Here is a 17090-nt window from a genome sequence, read left to right on the forward strand (position 1 = left end):
GCTTCACGGCACGAACGGATCAATCAGATGGCGCCGACCGAGCAGCATGGCGTCGGCCACGTGCTGAAGCGGGCGGACATCGACATCGCTCTCGCCGCTGGCGATCAGTTCGAGAAAGCGTGTGTACAGGCTTGGGTATTCGCGTTCGGGGCCGACGTCGATCTCAACGCCGTCGATGGTCAATTGCTTGCCGCCTTGTGCCAGCCGCAAGGTGCCGTCGCGCGTGGTCACGTCGATCTGCCATAGCTCGCCTGCGTCATGGCGCCAGTCGAATTCCGCCTGGATGGCCGTGCCGTGCGCATCGGTGAATGCCAGGTGGGCAGCAATCGGGGTCTGCTGATTGGCGGGCACCCACAGGTCGGCCGCCGTCAGAAAGAACGCATGCGGCAGGACGCGGGTCAGGATCGAAAGCGCGTTGATGCCCGGGTCAAACACACCCAGACCGCCGGGTTCCCAGATCCACGCCTGGTTCGGGTGCCAGCGGCGCACATCTTCTTTCCACTGCACATCGACTGAGACGATGGCGCGGTTTGCAAGCCATTCGCGGGCGGCCTCGACACCGGGCGCATGGCGCGAGTGCCATGAGGTGAATAACGTGCTGCGATGCTCCCGTGCCAGTTCAGCCAGGATCGCAACTTCCGACACGCTGGCGCCCGGGGGCTTCTCCAGCATCACGTGCTTGCCGGCGGCGAGTGCCGCGCGGGCCTGCGTAAATCGCACCTGCGGCGGCGTGCACAGCGATACCGCCTGCAGTGCGGGTTCGTCTGCCAGCATGGCGTCGAGCGTCGTGTAGTGCGGCAGGCCGTCGACGCGTGAATGCGGGCTGGCACAGGCCGCGAGCTTGAACCCGGGCTGCGCGGCAAGCGCCGGCAGATGCTGATCGCGGGCGATCTTGCCAACGCCGACAATGCCGATCGAAACGGGGGTACGTTCACCGTGCATGGCTATCGCCCCCAGCGCAAGACCAGCGGATCGAGCCGCCGGGCAATGTCGATCAGGCCCCGGCGCGTGTCTGGGTGCATTGGCGGCAACGGATGGCGCGACGCCTCGCAGGCGATCACGCCGCCTTCCTTCATCAGTGCCTTGGCGGCCAGGATGCCGGCCTGCCGGTTCTCGTGGTTGATGAGCGGCAGCCAGCGTTGATACAGATCGAAGGCGAGATCGTGCTGCCCTTGGGCGTGCGCCTCGATGATCGGCCGTATGCCGTCGGGATATGCACCACCGGTCATGCTGCCCGTGGCGCCGGCATCCAGATCGGCGAGCAGCGTGATGGCTTCTTCACCGTCCCAGGGGCCTTCGATGGCGTCCCCGCCGAGGCGGATCAGCTCGCGCAGCTTGGCCGCCGCACCGGGCGTTTCGATCTTGAAGTAGGCCACTTGCTCGATCTCGCGGGCCACGCGCGCGAGGAACGCCGCAGACAGCACCGTGCCGCTGGCCGGCGCATCCTGAATCATGATCGGAATGCCCACGGCATCCGACACGCGCGCAAAGAATTCGTAGATCTGCGCTTCGGGCACGCGGAAGGTGGCGCCGTGGTAGGGCGGCATCACCATCAGCATGGCGGCGCCCATGTCCTGCGCGCGGCGGCCGCGTTGCGCGCAGACCTGCGTGCTGTAGTGTGAGGTGGTGACAATCACGGGCACGCGGCCAGCCACGTGCTCCAGCGCGGTGCGGGTGAGCACTTCGCGCTCGTCATCGGACAGCGAGAACTGCTCCGAAAAATTGGCCAGGATGCACAGGCCATCCGAGCCGGCATCGATCATGAAATCGATCGCGCGCTTCTGGCTCGGCAAATCGAGTTCGCCGGTTTCGGTGAAGGTGGTGGGCACCACCGGAAAGATGCCGCGATAGCGTGGTGCGTGCGCGGCGGGTTGAGCAATCGGCAAAGCCAGTCTCCTACGCGTGTGTCGATTCAGTGCGAGTGGCGCGGTACTGCGGCGCCACGGCAACCGACCAGGAAATCGAGGTCGCAGCCTTCGTCAGCCTGCAGCACGTGGTTGACGTACAGGCGCTGGTAGCCGCCGGCCTCGCCATGCGAACGCTGGGGCTGGTAGGCCGCCAGCCTGCGCGCGAGTTCTTCGGGGGCAATGTCCAGGTGGAGCGTGCCGGCCTCGCAGTCGAGTTCGATCCAATCGCCGTCCTGCACCGCGGCCAGCGGGCCGCCCGCCGCAGCTTCGGGCGCCACGTGCAGCACCACTGTCCCGTAGGCGGTCCCGCTCATGCGTGCGTCGGAAATGCGCACCATATCCTTCACACCCTGGCGCAGCAGCTTGGGCGGCAGGCCCATGTTGCCGACCTCGGCCATGCCCGGATATCCCTTGGGCCCGCAGTTCTTCATCACCAGCACGGAGCTGGCATCCACCTCCAGGGACTCGTCAACGATGCGTTCCTTGTAGTGCTCCAGGTTTTCGAATACGACTGCGCGGCCGCGATGCTTGAGCAGCTCTGGGCTCGCCGCAGATGGCTTGAGCACCGCGCCACGCGGCGCCAGATTGCCGCGCAACACGCGAATGCCGCCATCGTCGATCAGCGGGTTGGTGAGCGGGCGGATGACTTCGTCGTCGGTGATGGGCGCGTCCTTGACGTTGTCCCACAGCGTCCTGCCGTTGACGGTCAGCGCATCGGGATGCGGCAGCAGGTTCGCCTCGCCCAGGCGGCGCAGCACGGCGGGCAGGCCGCCCGCGTAGTAGAACTCCTCCATCAGGAAGCGGCCCGAGGGCATCAGGTCAACGATGGTCGGCGTGTCCCGGCCGATGCGCGACCAGTCTTCCAGCTCAAGCGGCACGCCAATGCGCCCGGCAATCGCCTTCAGGTGGATCACGGCGTTGGTCGAACCACCAATGGCTGCGTTGGCGCGGATGGCGTTTTCGAACGCGGCGCGCGTGAGGATCTTGGACAGCGTCAGCCCTTGCAGCGCCATCTCGACGATGCGGATGCCTGACATATGCGCCAGCACGTAGCGCCGCGCATCCACCGCCGGAATGGCCGCGTTATGCGGCAGCGATGTGCCGAGCGCTTCGGCCATACATGCCATGGTGGACGCCGTGCCCATCGTGTTGCACGTGCCGGCCGAACGCGACATCCCCGCTTCCGCCGACAGGAAGCGATGCAGGTCGATCTCCCCCGCCTTGAGCGATTCGTGCAGCTGCCACACCGCCGTACCGGAGCCGATGTTCTTGCCGTCGAGCTTGCCGTTGAGCATGGGCCCGCCTGTCACGACGATGGCCGGTACGTCGCAGCTTGCCGCGCCCATCAGCAGGGCCGGCGTGGTCTTGTCGCAGCCGGTGAGCAGCACCACCGCGTCGATCGGGTTGCCGCGAATCGCCTCTTCAACATCCATGGCCGCGAGGTTGCGCGTGAGCATGGCAGTCGGGCGCAGGTTCGATTCGCCGTTGGAGAACACCGGAAACTCCACCGGAAACCCGCCTGCCTCGTAAATGCCGCGCTTGACGTGTTCCGCCAGCTTGCGGAAATGTGCATTGCACGGCGTCAGTTCCGACCAGGTATTGCAGATGCCGATGATCGGGCGGCCGTCGAATTCGTGATCGGGGATGCCCTGGTTCTTCATCCAGCTTCGGTACATGAAGCCGTTCTTATCGGCGGTGCCGAACCATTGGGCCGAGCGCAGCTTGGGTTTCGATTCCGACATGGGTGCGTGTGTCACGGACGTGGAGGTCGAGGCGCGCGCGCATCGATCGGCTGCGTGGCACTTGCGGGCCGCGCGGCACGTCCGTTGTCTCCGGTGTGGTTGTGGTTTTTTGATCGGACCGAGTGTACGGAGCGCCCTGATATCCTTCCAATGAAATATTGGCCGTGACCGATATCCAATTTGATATCTCGAGGAAGACCCGATGTCGAACAGCCCCTGGTATGTCCGTGCGCGCCTGAAGACGCGACAACTGCTGCTGCTGATTGCCCTGGCCGAGGAGGGCAACATCCACCGGGCGGCCGCCGCGCTCAACATGACGCAGCCCGCCGCCTCCAAGCTGCTGCGCGAGCTGGAGGCCATGCTCGACGTGCAACTGTTCGAGCGCATGCCGCGTGGCATGCGGCCCACGCGCTATGGCGATGCGCTGATCCGCCACGCGCGTGCGGTGGTCGGCAGCCTGGACCAGGCCCAGGAGGAAGTGCTCGGGCTCAAGGCCGGACACCTCGGGCACGTGGCGGTGGGCACGATCACGTCGCCGGGCGTGCGGCTGCTGCCGCCGGTGGTGGCGCAGATCACGCGCGAGCATCCGGGGCTGCGGGTGTCGCTGGAAATCGAAAGCAGCAATGTGTTGCTGGAGCGATTGGCGCAAGACAAGCTCGACCTCGTGGTCGGCCGCCTGTTTGCTGAGCACGACAAACTGCATCTGCGCTACGAGCCGCTGGCCGACGAGCCGGTGGTCGCGGTGGCGCGGCCGGGGCATCCCTTGCTGGCGGAACCATCGCTGACGCTGGCCGACGTGCAGCCGGCCACCTGGGTGGTGCCGCCCATCGGCAGCGTGCTGCGTCACCGGTTCGACCTGATGTTCCAGCGGGAGAGCCTGACAGCGCCGTCGAGCGTGGTGGAAACTTCAGCGCTGCTGTTCCTGACGCGCATCCTCGAGCAGAGCGACATGCTGGCCGTGATCGGCGCCGATGTCGCGCAGTACTACGCGTCGTATCGGATGCTGGCGATTCTTCCGTTGCCGATGCCGTGCCAGATGGACGACTTCGGCATCATCACGCGCACGGACCGGTTGTTGTCTCCGGCGGCGCTGCATGTGGTGCAGGCGCTGCGTGACGCGGGCCGAACGGCCTACGGCGAGGGTTGACCGTCGGCGCAAAAAAAGCCCGCAATTGCGGGCTTTCTTCTGTGCGGCGATAAACGTTCAGGCCGCCGGCACTGCGCCTTGCGGCGTGAGGTGATTGACCGCTTCGGGCAGGCCTTCGGCGAGCTGGTTGGCGAGGTCGCCTTCGCTGATGCCGAAGTGGGCGGCCAGTTTCGATACCTCCTCCAGCGCACCCGTGCCACTCAGTGCCTGCGTAATCTGCTCGCCTGACACCGGCAGGTTCTGGCCATTGCCGATCCACGATTTGACCTGTTCGCCCAGACCGGCTTGCTCCAGGATCTGCTGCAGCGGCCCCAGGCCTCCGACGGCCGCCTGATCGGCATTGCCGTTGCCACCGCCCAGCAAACCGCCGAGCAGACCACCAAGGCCACCCGCTCCGCCTGCGCCGCCGAGCAGGCTGCCCAGCGCGCCGGCTCCGCCTGCCGCACCCAGCAAGCCACCCAGCGAACCGAACAGGCCGCCGCCCTGATCTTCCTGCCCTTGCGGCGCGGCCGCATCGCCCGCGCCTTGCGACTTGTGCTTCATCGCCAGGTAGGCCAGCACGCCCACTGCAAGCAGCACCTTCTTGTTGCCCAGCAAGGACGATTGCGCACCGCTGGCGTCATTGCCGCCGCCGAGAATCGAATCGAGTAGACCCATGATGAAGCTCCTTTGGTCAATGGCGGGCATGGGGGAAAGGCCCGCCGGGGGGATCAAACGGTCAGTGTTTCGTTGTCAGAACTTAGAACTCGCCGAGCACGGCGTGCAGCGCGGACACGGCAACAAGCGCCGCCGATTCCGTTCTGAGAATACGTCGCCCGAGTGTCAGCGGTAAGAAACCGGCAGCCTCGGCAAGCGCTTCTTCGTCGGGCGAAAGACCGCCTTCGGGGCCGATCAGCAGCACGATGCCGCTGCCTTCGATGCGCGTGCGCGACTGCACCGCCCATTGCGTAAGCGATTGCGTGCCGCGCGGTGACAGCAGCACGCGCGGCGCCTCGGTCGACTTGGCGGCGGCGAGCCATTCGCGCAGCGTGGCGACCGGTGCGACAACCGGCACGCGGGCTCGGCCACATTGCTCGCAGGCGGCCTGCACCAGTGACTGCCAGTGCTGCACGCGCTTGGCTGCACGCTCGCCGGAGAGGCGCACCACGGCGCGCTCGGTCTGCAGCGGAGCCACCGCATTCACGCCCAGTTCGATGGCCTTCTCGATCAGCCAATCCATCTTGTCGCCACCGGCAATGCCTTGCGCGAGCGTGATGGCGTAGCGGGCCTCTGTGTCGGGCTGTGTGGCATCCGCAAGGCTGGCGGTGGCATCGCGCTTGTTGATGGCGGCGAGCCGAGCACGGAATTCGTGGCCGGAGCCATCGAACAGGCAGACGTCATCGCCGACGGCCAGCCGCAGCACGTGGATGTGGCGTGTGACGGCCTCGGGCAGCGTGACGGTTGTGTTGGGGGCGAGCGGCGTATCGACGAAAAAACGGGGAAGCCCCATGACAGCAATCCTTGTGGTGAATCGGGTCAGGCGATCAGGCTGCCGCCGGGCGGCAGGCGAGGCCCCAGCGATAACCGTCGGGATCGCGCACGGCGGCGTAGCGCTCGCCCCAGAAGGCATCGTGCGGCGCCATGATGGACGTGGCGCCCTGGTCCAGCGCGTTCTGATACGCGGTGTCGACGTCGTTGCAATACAGGTGGAAGCTCTGCGGGCATTCAAAGCCCGCGGCGGCAGGGGCTTTGGCGGTGGAGCCGAAGACGCCTTCGGGCGCAAACATCAGCATGAGCTGGCCCTGGTAGGTCATCTCGACGTGGATCGGGCGGCCATGGTCGTGCATTTCATCCTGCACATCGAAACCGAACGCGTTGCGATAGAAGGCGATGGCGGCCGAGGCGTCGTGCACGGTCAGGTACGGGACAAGCCACGGGGTGTTGGCGGGGCGGGGGAAGCTCATGGCGGGCTCCTTCTTCGGCGCAATGCAGCCAGGGACGAGTAGTGTAGAGCGCCCGCCACGCCACAATCAAAAAGAAATCAAAACACCTCGCTTGCCGGGGGCTGGTTGCGTGCACGGCCGCCCCCGCGCGCGACTTCATCGACGAGCCACTGGCGGAACAATGCAAAGCCCGCGTGCTCGGCTGCCTGGTGTGGATGGATCAGGTAGTACGACAGGCGCAGCGAGGCTTCGGTCGCCAGCGGTCGCATCAGACGTCCGGCGGCGATGTCGTACTCGACAAGGATGCCCTGGCCGAGTGCCACGCCTTGGCCGTCAATAGCTGCCTGCAGCGCCATCAGGGCCTCAGAAAACGCCGGCCCGCGCGTGGCATCGATGTGGGGCACACCGACCTCGTCGAGCCATTGCCGCCACGTCGGATGGTGCGCGAGATGGCGGCCGCCGCGCTCGTGCAACAGCGTTTGCGTGGCGAGGTCTTGCGGCATGCGGATGGCCGCCTGCAGCGTGGCGTTGCAGACGGGAAAAAAATCGGTGGAGGTGAACCACTCGACGCGCAGGTTGGGCGCGTTGACTTGCCGGTCGTCGATGCACAGATCGAACTGGCCGTGATCTTGCACGTCGGCGGTCGAGACTTCGACGCGCACGTGCGGATGCTGGTTGAAGAAACGGTACAGCCGCGGCACCAGCCATTTGGCGCCGAAGGTTGGCGGCACGGCCACGCGCAGCGGCGCGTCGGCGGTGTCCATCAGCAGGTCGGTGGCTTGTTCGAGGGCACGCAGCGCGTCGCGCACGCGAGGCAGGTAGTTGTCGCCGGCGTCGGTCAACGAGAGCTGGTTGTTGCGGCGCGCAAAGAGCTTTTTGCCCAGATGATCTTCGAGCTGCTTGATCTGATGGCTGACGGCAGCGTTGGTCACGCAAAGCTCGTCCGCAGCCCGGCTGAAGCTCAAATGGCGGCCCGCAACTTCAAAGACGCGCAATGCATTAAGGGGAGGGAGGCGTCGTGCCATGCGTTCTCGTTAAGAAAAATTTAACGTACAACGAAGAATTTGTAGTTTGCCACGTTAAGGCCGCCCCGACTACAAATGCGCCTGGGGCCGGTGACGATGCTTGGTGTGTGCCTCCAGCGATCTCAAACCGCGCGACGCACCGGACCCCGCCTACAAAAACATTCAGGAGACGTCATGAATCGAACCACCGCTGTTCGCGGGATGCTGGCGTGCAGCCTTGCGCTCGCTGGCTGGACCGCTCCCGCCCTCGCACAAACCAACGTCACGCTGTACGGCCGCGTCGCCAGCGGCATCGACTACCAGAACAACGTCGCCCCCACCGCGACCTCCCCGGGCGGCAGCCTCTGGCGCGCCGCCGACAACCAGTGGGGGACCAGCATGTTCGGGTTCATGGGCAAGGAGGATCTGGGCGGTGGCCTGCAGGCGGTCTTCCGGCTGGAGTCCGGCTTTGGCGCGGCGCAAGGCAAAACCAACGGTGACGCGCTGTTTAATCGCCGTTCGTACGTCGGCCTGTCCAGCCCGACCTGGGGCACGTTGACGGCCGGCAAGAACCTCTTCATCAGCAACGACGTCTGGTTCCTGGACCCGACCGGCCAGCAGTTCATCGGCTCGGCCACGCTGGTGCGCGGGCGTAACTGGCCGGGCGCCAACAACGTCGTCGAATACCAAAGCCCGACCTGGGGCGGCTTCCAGATCGGCCTGCAGACCGGCCTGGGTGAACAACCCGGCTCGTTCACGAACAGCCGTCGCGATGGCGTGTCCGCCGTCTACACCGCCGGCCCGCTGGAAGTGCGCGCGATCTACGACGTGATCCGCGACGGCAACGGCAAGTTCAGCGACATCTTCAACTTCTCGAAGGAAGCGACGATCGGCGGCACGTACACCATCGGCAAGGCGAAGCTGTTTGCCGCGTATGAAAACCTGTCTGCACCGGATGCGGCAGCGGGCGCCCCGACCAAGGCCAATCATTACTGGCTGGGCATCAACTATGAAGTCACGCCGGCGTTGACGCTGATCGGCGCGGCCTATCGCGTCAACGTGAACCACGGTGGCGGTAACGCCAACCTGTTCATGGCGGGTGCCAACTACAACCTGTCCAAGCGCACGATGCTGTACGCGAGCGTCGGCACGGTGCAGAACAGCGCTACCGCCAACTTCTCGGTGGAAGCAACCAACAACAACCCGGCGCCGGGTAAGAACCAACTGGGTGCCTACACCGGTATCGTTCACTCGTTCTAAAAAACCGCTCATGATCCTGTTGCGCGCCCCGAACTCGACTGTGCGACGTTGCCGCTTCTCGACGACGTCTTCATGGACGGCGGCGCCTTCCAAGTCAACCACGGGCCGCTCGCTGCGGATCATGAAATGGTTTTAACCCAGGGCCCGTCCCACGTCACACCAAGCAATGCCACGCATGAACATCCTCACCATCGATACCGGTACCACCAACACACGCGTCACGGTCTGGCGCGATGACGTTGCGCTCTGCCAGGCTGCGCGCCAGGTTGGCGTGCGCGACACCGCCATCACCGGCAACCGGACGACGCTGCAGCGCGGCGTGCAGGACACCATTGAAGCTGCGCTGCAGAAGGCCGGTTTCGGCATGAGCCAGGTCGACTTGGTGCTGGCGTCCGGCATGATCACCTCCAACGTTGGCCTGCATGAAGTACCGCACCTGGTGGCGCCAGCCGGCCTGCGCGACCTGGCCGCGGGGATGGTGCAGGCGAGCATTCCCGAGGTGTGCCCCCAGCCAATCTGGTTTGTGCCGGGCGTGCGCAATCCGGTGGACAACCTCGGCCTGCACAACATCGAGTCGATGGACATGATGCGCGGCGAAGAAGTCGAGACCATGGGTTTGGTCGCTCGCCTTGGCATCACAGAGCCGGCGGTGATCGTGCTGCCGGGTTCGCACTCGAAGTTTGTGCATCTGGACGCGGATCAGCGCATCACCGGCTGTGTGACGACGCTGGCTGGCGAGCTGCTGCACGTGATCACGCACAACACCATCCTGGCCGACGCGCTCGACTCCGACTTTGCCACCGAGGTCGATTCGGAAATGTTGCTGTCCGGCGCGCGCAGCGCCAGCAGCATCGGACTGGGGCGCGCCTGTTTCATGGTGCGCACGCTGGGTCAGTTCACGATCTACGAGCGCAATGCGCGGGCCAACTTCCTGCTGGGCGCGGTGCTGGGCGCGGATCTGCTCACGCTCAAGAACAGCAGCGCGATCCGCATGAACCCCGGCACGCAGTTCGTCATCACCGGCAAGCCGCTGCTGCGCGAGGCGCTGGCCGTGCTGGTGTCGGACGACGATTTCTTCTCAGGCAAGGTCACCGTTACGAGCAGTGAACAGCAGGAGCACCTGGCCGGCAGCGGCGCGATCGCCATCGCACGCGAACGCGGCCTGGTCAAAACCTTGAAGGTGGCGTAAGCCCGGCGCCCACGCCATCCCATCTTTCATCCAACGCAGAACAGATGCCGCAAAGACGGCATCGCAAGGAGACAACATGCAACAACAACGACGCGGGACATTCAAGGCCATTGCTGCCGCCACGCTGTTCGCCATGGCCGGCGGCCTCTCGGTGTTTGCCCATGCAGCCGATGACGTGAAGATCGGCTTCCTGGTCAAGCAGCCCGAAGAGCCGTGGTTCCAGGACGAATGGAAGTTCGCAGACCAGGCCGCCAAGGAAAAGGGCTTCAAGCTGGTGAAGATCGGCGTGCCCAGCGGCGGCGAAGTGCTGACGGCCATCGACAACCTGGGCGCGCAGCATGCGCAGGGTTTCGTGATCTGCGTGCCCGACGTGAAGCTCGGACCGGCAGTCGTGGCCAAGGCCAAGCAGAACAACCTCAAGCTGATGACGGTGGATGACCGCCTGGTCGACGGTGCTGGCAAGCCGATCGAATCCGTGCCGCACATGGGCATCTCGGCCACGAAGATCGGCGAACAGGTGGGCGATGCGATTGCGCAGGAGATGAAAAAGCGCGGCTGGAATCTGTCGGAAGTCGGTGCCATCCGTATTGCGTATGACCAACTGCCGACCGCCAAGGAGCGCACCGACGGCGCAGTCGCAGCGCTCACCAAAGCGGGCTTCCCGGCCGCGAACGTGCTGACCAGCCCGCAGGCCAAGACGGATACCGAAGCCGCGTTCAACGCCGCCAACATCACCCTGACCAAGAACCCGAAGTTCAAGCACTGGATTGCCTTCGGCCTGAATGACGAAGCCGTGCTGGGCGCAGTCCGTGCAGCGGAAGGCCACGGCGTGAAGCCAGCAGACATCATCGGTGTGGGCATCGGCGGCAGCCAGTCGGCGCTCAACGAGTTCTCCAAGCCCGAGAAGACCGGTTTCTTCGGCACCGTGCTGATCAGCCCGAAGCGCCACGGCTACGAAACCTCGATCAACATGTACGAGTGGATCAAGAACAACAAGGCACCGGACCCGCTTACCCTGACCAGCGGCCGCCTGATGACACGCGACAACGAGAAGCAAGTCCGCCAGGAAATGGGTTTGTGATCTTGCGGACAACGTTGTTGAAGGAGACTTGCCATGTCGGCGTTTCTTGAGTTTCGTGGCATCAGCAAGGTGTTTCCGGGTGTGCGGGCGCTGTCCGATGTGTCGTTTGGCATCGAATGCGGCCGCGTGCACGGCTTGCTGGGCGAGAACGGCGCGGGCAAGTCGACGCTGTTGAAGATCCTGGGCGGCGACTATCAGCCCGACGGAGGGCTGATCGTCGTCGAGGGCCAGCCGACGGCGTTCCCGACCACGCGGGCGGCGCTGGATGCAGGCATTGCCGTCATCCACCAGGAACTGCAGACGGTGCCCGAACTGACGGTGATGGACAACCTGCTGCTCGGCCACCTGCCGGCCAGCGGCGGGTTCATCCGCCAGCGCGAGGCGATGGCCTGGACGCGCGAACAGCTCGGGCGCATCGGTGTCGATCTGGACCCGCGCGCCAAGCTGAAACACCTGTCGATCGGGCAGCGCCAGATGGTCGAGATCTGCAAGGCGATCCTGCGCGATGCGCGCGTGATTGCGCTGGACGAGCCGACAAGTTCGCTGTCGATCCGCGAGACCGACATCCTGTTCCGCCTCGTGAAAGACCTGCGCGCCCAAGGCCGTGCGCTGATCTACATCTCGCACCGGCTGGATGAGATTTTCGAGCTGTGCGACGGCTGCACGATCTTCCGCGACGGCCGCAAGGTGGCGGATTTCCCGTCGATGGCCAACGTCACGCGCGACGAGCTGGTCGCGCAGATGGTCGGCCGCCAGATCGACGATATCTTCGATTACCGCGCGCGCCCGCTGGGCGACGTGCGCTTGCAGGTGGATGGCCTGGTGGGCCCGAAGTTGGCCGAGCCGGCAAGCCTGTCCGTGCGCCGCGGCGAGATCGTCGGCCTGTTCGGGCTGGTGGGTGCGGGGCGGTCGGAACTGGCGCGATTGATCTACGGGGCCGATCGCAAGACGGCTGGGAGCATCACGCTGGACGGCGCGCCGATCCGCATCCGCGATGTGGCCGATGCCATCCGCCAAGGCATCGTCCTGTGCCCGGAGGACCGCAAGGAAGAGGGCATCATCGGCTGCCGCTCGGTGTCGGAAAACATCAACATCAGCTGCCGGCGCAACCAGCGTCGCTTCGGCCTGTTCGTCAATGACAAGCAGGAAGCGAAGACGGCTGACCACTACATCACGCGCCTGCGCATCAAGACGCCCAACCGCGAGCAGCCGATTCGCCTGCTGTCGGGCGGCAACCAGCAGAAGGCCATTCTGGCGCGCTGGCTGGCCGAAGACGACATGCGTGTGCTGATCATCGATGAGCCCACGCGCGGCATCGACGTCGGTGCCAAGAACGAGATCTACCAGGTGCTGTACGAGCTGGCCGAACGTGGCGTGGCCGTGCTGATGATTTCCAGCGAGTTGCCGGAAATCCTCGGTGTGGCCGACCGCGTGCTCGTGATGAGCGAAGGCCGCATCGCCGGCGAACTGCCGCGCGAGCAGGCCAATGAGCAGGCCGTGCTCAAGCTCGCCCTACGTCCCGAGTCAGGCCCTGAATCTGCGCCGCTGCCGTCTGCACCCATGCCGCCGCTGGCTGCCTGAGAACCCCGGAGTCCAAGATGTCCCAGTCTCAACCCCTGCAACATTCCGATGCGCTCGCCGCATCGGCACGCTCTGCCATGAACAAGACGCGCCTACTTCGCCTGCTGGACGATTTCAGCCTGCCGCTGATCTTCGCCATTCTGTTTGCCGCGCTGTCGTTCTCGGTCGAGTACTTCTTCTCGTGGCAGAACATGGTGGGCTTGGCGCTCTCCGTCTCGCAGATCGGCATGGTCGCCTGCACGATGATGTTCTGTCTGGCGTCGCGTGATTTCGACCTGTCGATCGGCTCCACGGTGGCGTTTGCCGGCGTGCTGTGCGCGATGATCATCAACGCCACCGGCAGCATCGCACTCGGCATCGGCGGCAGCCTGGTGGCGGGCGCGATCATCGGTGGCGTCAACGGTTTCGTGATCGCCAAGCTGAAGATCAACGCGCTGATCACCACGCTGGCCACGATGGAAATCGTACGCGGCCTCGCCTTCATTGCCTCGCACGGGCAGGCGGTGGGCGTGTCCGACATGGACTTCTTCGACCTGGGCAACACCATCGTCTTTGGCGTGCCGACGCCGGTGTGGGTGGCGGGGCTGTGCTTCGTGGTGTTTGGCGTGCTGCTCAACAAGACGATCTACGGCCGCAATACGCTGGCGATTGGCGGCAATCCGGAAGCGGCACGGCTGGCGGGCGTGAACGTCAACATGACGCGCATCGTCATCTTCCTCATCCAGGGCGTGGTTGCTGCGCTGGCGGGCGTGATTCTGGCGGCGCGCATCACCAGCGGCCAGCCGAATGCTGCGCAAGGCTTTGAGCTGAACGTGATCTCGGCGTGTGTGCTGGGCGGCGTGTCGCTGCTTGGCGGCCGCGCCACCATCAGCGGGGTGCTGGTCGGCGTGCTCATCATGGGCACCGTGCAGAACGCGATGAACCTGCTGAATATCGACGCGTTCTACCAGTACCTCGTGCGCGGCGCGATTCTGCTGGCAGCGGTGCTGGTCGACCAGTTGAAGAACCGCGGCGGCCGTGAGTGAGGCTGCGCAGATGACAACCGCAACCACGCTCTCCGATCTGCGGTGCACGCTGGGCGAAGGCATTGTCTGGGACGACGCCCAGCGCCTGCTCTGGTGGACGGACATCCAGGAATCGCTGCTGTGGCAGCACGATCCGGCGACGGGGCAGGAGCGCCAATGGCCGCTGCCGCAACGCGTGGGCTCTTTCGTGCTGACGGACGAACCCGGCGTGCTCATCCTGGGCCTTGCCAAGAACATCGCCCGTTTCGACACGCGCACCGGCACGCTTACGCTGCTGGCCGAGGTTGAGCCCGACAACCCGACCACGCGCGTCAACGACGGCCGCGCCGATCGCTCCGGCAATTACGTCTTCGGCACCATGCACGAAGGCGGCCCCGAACCCACCGGCAGTTTTTATCGCTTCACGCCGATGGGTGCGCTGCAGCGTCTGGCGCTACCGCACATTGCCATCGCCAACAGCATTGCCTTCAGCCCCGACGGCGAGACCATGTATTGGTGCGATACGCACAGCCGCCGTATCCACGCGTGCGATTACGACGGGCAGACCGGCGAAGTCGCCAATATTCGCGTCTTCGCCGATCTGCGCGACCAGGATGCCGAGGGTGCCCACAAAGGCTCGCCCGATGGCTCCACCGTCGACGCAGACGGCTGCCTCTGGAACGCAGAGTGGGGCGGCAACCGCCTGACGCGCTACGCACCGGATGGGCGCGTGCTGGCGCGCATGTCCGTACCGGCATCGCAGCCCACGTGCCCCGCATTTGGTGGCGAGGCGCTCGACACGCTGTATCTGACGACGGCGCGCGACGGCTTGTCGTCGCACCGCCTGGCAGAAGACGTGAACGCCGGCGCGACGCTGCAGCTTGCCGTGCCCGACGTACGCGGATTGCCGGAGAGCCGTTTCGGCCATGCCTACGTTGCGGCTTGACAACGGCGTGCTACGCGCCGAGGTGCTGCCCGAGGCGGGAGCCGGATTGCTGCGTTTCGATCTGCTGCGAGACGGTGATGTTGCACCCCTCTTCCGGCCGGGCGATGCAGACGCTGCACTGCGCGATCCGAGAACGCTGGCCTGCTATCCGCTGGTGCCGTGGTCCAACCGCATCGGCGGCGGGTGCTTCGCGTTCCAGGGGCAGACCATCGAAGTGCCGCGCACGCGTGACGACGAACCGTATCCGCTGCATGGCCACGGCTGGCTGATGCCGTGGCATGCAGTGTCGCAAACAGATACGTCCGTTGAACTCGCCGTGATGGTCGACCACGGCCGCCCATTCCGCTATCTGGCGGTGCAGCGCTACACGCTGGCAGGCAACACGCTAGACATCGCACTCACGGTGCGCAACGAAGGTGCGACGCTGCCATTCGGGCTTGGCGTGCATCCGTTCTTTCCGCGCACGGCCGACGTTCGGTTGCGCGCTGGTGCAACGGCCATGTGGCAATCCGCGCCGGACTATCTGCCGACGGTCTTGCAGGCGCCATCTTCGGACGCAGATTTTCGAAAGCTCCGGAAGCTGGAGGCCAGCGCCGCCATCAATCACAGCTTCGAAGGCTGGGATGGCCGCGCCGAGATCGTCTGGCCCAGCCGCCGCATGTCCGTGCAGATTGCCGCCGACACGTCACGCTATGTGCTGTACACGCCGGTTGCGTACGACTTCTTCTGCTTCGAGCCGATCGACCACGCGATCAACGCGCACAACCTGCCGGGCTTGCCGCAAGACCACGGCCTGACCATTCTCGGCACCGGCCAGAGCCTGCAACGCAGCTATCAATTCACCGTGAATCAACCCGCCGCATGACTGCTTCTCCGATGTCTTTTCCGCCGCGTCTCGCAGGCAAGGTCGCCCTGGTGACGGGCGCCACGCAAGGCATTGGCGGCGCGATTGCCAAGCTGTTCGCGCAGCACGGCGCACGTGTGATCGTCAACGCGCTGGTGCGTGACGAGCGCGCCGAGGCCTTCGCCGCCGAAATTGGCAACAGCGTCGGCAGCGACGACAACATCCTCCTCGTACAAGCCGACGTGCGCGACCGTGCGCAGATCGACGCGATGGTCGCCGCAGGCGTCGAGCGCTTTGGCGGGATTGACGTGCTGGTCAACAACGCCGGCATCAACGTGTTTGCCGATCCCCTCAAGTTGAGCGAGGACGATTGGGCGCGTTGTCTTTCCGTCGATCTGGAAGGCGCGTGGCACTGCGCGCGCGCCGTGCTGCCGCACATGCTGGTGCGCGGCGCGGGCAGCATCGTCAACATTGCCTCGGTGCATGGGCACAAGATCATTCCGGGCGCGTTTCCGTATCCGGTGGCCAAGCATGGGCTGATCGGGCTCACGCGGGCGCTGGGCATTGAATATGCGGCGCGGGGTATCCGCGTGAATTCGATCTCGCCGGGGCTGATCCTTACGCCGATTGCCGAGGCCGGCTTTGCCGCCGCCCCCGATCCGCAAGCCGAACGCCGCCGCCAGGCTGAGCTGCTGCCGTGCAAGCGCATCGGCGAGCCCGAAGAGGTGGCCTACACCGCGCTGTTCCTCGCTTCCGACGAGGCGCGTTTCATCAACGCGACCGACATCCTGATCGATGGCGGGCGCTCGCAGCTCTATCACGAATGACCTGGACAACCCACCTTCCGCTGATCGCCATCCTGCGCGGCATCCGGCCCGACGAGGTGCTGGCGCACACGCAGGCGCTCGTCGATGCCGGTTTCGATGCCATCGAAATTCCGCTGAACTCGCCCGACTGGGCGCAGAGCGTGCAACTGGCCGCTCGCGCCTTCGGTGACCGCGCCCTGATCGGTGCAGGCACCGTGCTGCGCCCCGAAGACGTTGACCTGATGGTCGCGGCGGGCGGCAAGTTGGTCGTCACGCCCAACACGCATGCGCCGGTGATCCGCGCCGCCGCCCACGCCGGCCTCGTCACCTGCATTGGCTGCATGACCGCCACCGAAGCCTTTGCCGCGCTCGATGCGGGCGCGCAGGCACTGAAGATTTTCCCGGCCGGCGCGCTCGGCCCCGGCTATGTGCGCGCGCTCAAGGCCGTGCTGCCGCCCGAGGTGCCGGTATTTGCCGTTGGCAGCATCACGCCGGAGAACCTCGCCGATTACCTTGCCGCCGGCTGCATCGGCGCTGGCCTCGGCAGCGACCTGTATCGCCCAGGCCAGCCCGTCGAGTGCACCGCCGAACGCGCACGCGCCTTCGTCACCGCTTACCGCACCGCCCAATCTGTCCGCACCTGAACGCATCATCGAT

17 protein-coding genes are annotated in these 17090 nt (G+C 65.4%); 10 read left to right on the forward strand and 7 right to left on the reverse strand.

All coding sequences use genetic code 11. The features are described 5' to 3' along the window. Nucleotides 1–3 precede the first annotated feature (3 nt). The 3 genes from M1D44_RS01680 to M1D44_RS01690 are packed head-to-tail and all read right to left on the reverse strand — an operon-like array spanning nt 4 to nt 3649. A complete protein-coding gene (locus M1D44_RS01680) occupies nt 4–942 on the reverse strand; it encodes a Gfo/Idh/MocA family protein (RefSeq protein ID WP_024979107.1) in 939 nt (312 codons plus the stop codon). 2 nt (nt 943–944) lie between these two features. Then, nucleotides 945–1886: a dihydrodipicolinate synthase family protein gene (locus M1D44_RS01685; RefSeq protein WP_316854226.1), complete on the reverse strand. Its 942-nt coding sequence runs from the start codon at nt 1884–1886 to the stop codon at nt 945–947. A gap of 26 nt (nt 1887–1912) precedes the next feature. Next, nucleotides 1913–3649, reverse strand: a complete 1737-nt coding sequence (locus tag M1D44_RS01690; RefSeq protein ID WP_024979105.1) for an IlvD/Edd family dehydratase — start codon at nt 3647–3649, stop codon at nt 1913–1915. Between the two features lie 202 nt (nt 3650–3851). On the opposite strand from M1D44_RS01690, the gene M1D44_RS01695 reads away from it, so the two are divergent. Continuing rightward, nucleotides 3852–4796: a LysR family transcriptional regulator gene (locus M1D44_RS01695; protein WP_024979104.1), complete on the forward strand. Its 945-nt coding sequence runs from the start codon at nt 3852–3854 to the stop codon at nt 4794–4796. 57 nt (nt 4797–4853) lie between these two features. On the opposite strand, the gene M1D44_RS01700 is transcribed toward M1D44_RS01695, so the two are convergent. The 4 genes from M1D44_RS01700 to gcvA all read right to left on the reverse strand — a co-directional run bounded on the left by M1D44_RS01700 (nt 4854) and on the right by gcvA (nt 7743). Then, the gene (locus tag M1D44_RS01700; protein WP_024979103.1) at nt 4854–5453 is read right to left on the reverse strand and encodes a YidB family protein; all 600 of its coding nucleotides are present in this window, start codon (nt 5451–5453) and stop codon (nt 4854–4856) included. A gap of 82 nt (nt 5454–5535) precedes the next feature. Further along, on the reverse strand, nt 5536–6285 hold the full coding sequence (locus M1D44_RS01705) for a 16S rRNA (uracil(1498)-N(3))-methyltransferase (RefSeq protein WP_024979102.1): 750 nt from the start codon (nt 6283–6285) through the stop codon (nt 5536–5538). 34 nt (nt 6286–6319) lie between these two features. Continuing rightward, nucleotides 6320–6739, reverse strand: coding sequence for a VOC family protein (locus M1D44_RS01710; RefSeq protein ID WP_024979101.1), 420 nt, complete (start codon nt 6737–6739; stop codon nt 6320–6322). A 77-nt stretch (nt 6740–6816) separates the two neighbouring features. After that, complete coding sequence (gcvA, locus tag M1D44_RS01715) at nt 6817–7743, reverse strand: transcriptional regulator GcvA (RefSeq protein ID WP_024979100.1); 927 nt, start codon at nt 7741–7743, stop codon at nt 6817–6819. 174 nt (nt 7744–7917) lie between these two features. Between gcvA and M1D44_RS01720 the strand changes: the two genes are divergently transcribed. From M1D44_RS01720 to M1D44_RS01760, 9 genes are all read left to right on the forward strand, one after another. Further along, the gene (locus M1D44_RS01720) at nt 7918–8982 is read left to right on the forward strand and encodes a porin (RefSeq protein ID WP_024979099.1); all 1065 of its coding nucleotides are present in this window, start codon (nt 7918–7920) and stop codon (nt 8980–8982) included. 175 nt (nt 8983–9157) lie between these two features. Next, nucleotides 9158–10171 (forward strand): 2-dehydro-3-deoxygalactonokinase, encoded by a 1014-nt coding sequence (locus M1D44_RS01725; protein WP_024979098.1) that lies wholly within the window; start codon nt 9158–9160, stop codon nt 10169–10171. Nucleotides 10172–10247: 76 nt separating this feature from the next. Further along, nucleotides 10248–11252 carry an arabinose ABC transporter substrate-binding protein gene (locus M1D44_RS01730; protein WP_024979097.1) on the forward strand — a complete coding sequence of 335 codons (1005 nt, stop codon included), beginning with the start codon at nt 10248–10250 and terminating at the stop codon, nt 11250–11252. 33 nt (nt 11253–11285) lie between these two features. Further along, nucleotides 11286–12833, forward strand: coding sequence for an L-arabinose ABC transporter ATP-binding protein AraG (gene araG / locus M1D44_RS01735; RefSeq protein WP_439004485.1), 1548 nt, complete (start codon nt 11286–11288; stop codon nt 12831–12833). A 77-nt stretch (nt 12834–12910) separates the two neighbouring features. After that, the gene (gene araH / locus M1D44_RS01740) at nt 12911–13858 is read left to right on the forward strand and encodes an L-arabinose ABC transporter permease AraH (RefSeq protein ID WP_419177616.1); all 948 of its coding nucleotides are present in this window, start codon (nt 12911–12913) and stop codon (nt 13856–13858) included. A 10-nt stretch (nt 13859–13868) separates the two neighbouring features. Then, entirely contained in the window at nt 13869–14783 is a 915-nt protein-coding gene (locus M1D44_RS01745; protein ID WP_316853029.1) for an SMP-30/gluconolactonase/LRE family protein, read from the forward strand. Beyond that, on the forward strand, nt 14764–15648 hold the full coding sequence (locus M1D44_RS01750) for an aldose 1-epimerase (RefSeq protein ID WP_316853030.1): 885 nt from the start codon (nt 14764–14766) through the stop codon (nt 15646–15648). Before M1D44_RS01745 ends, M1D44_RS01750 begins: the two co-directional genes overlap by 20 nt. After that, nucleotides 15645–16454: an SDR family oxidoreductase gene (locus M1D44_RS01755; protein WP_316853031.1), complete on the forward strand. Its 810-nt coding sequence runs from the start codon at nt 15645–15647 to the stop codon at nt 16452–16454. The genes M1D44_RS01750 and M1D44_RS01755 overlap by 4 nt, the downstream gene beginning before the upstream one ends. Next, a complete protein-coding gene (locus tag M1D44_RS01760) occupies nt 16451–17077 on the forward strand; it encodes a 2-dehydro-3-deoxy-6-phosphogalactonate aldolase (RefSeq protein ID WP_316853032.1) in 627 nt (208 codons plus the stop codon). Before M1D44_RS01755 ends, M1D44_RS01760 begins: the two co-directional genes overlap by 4 nt. Nucleotides 17078–17090 lie beyond the last annotated feature (13 nt).

The organism is Ralstonia sp. SA306 (assembly GCF_054792405.1).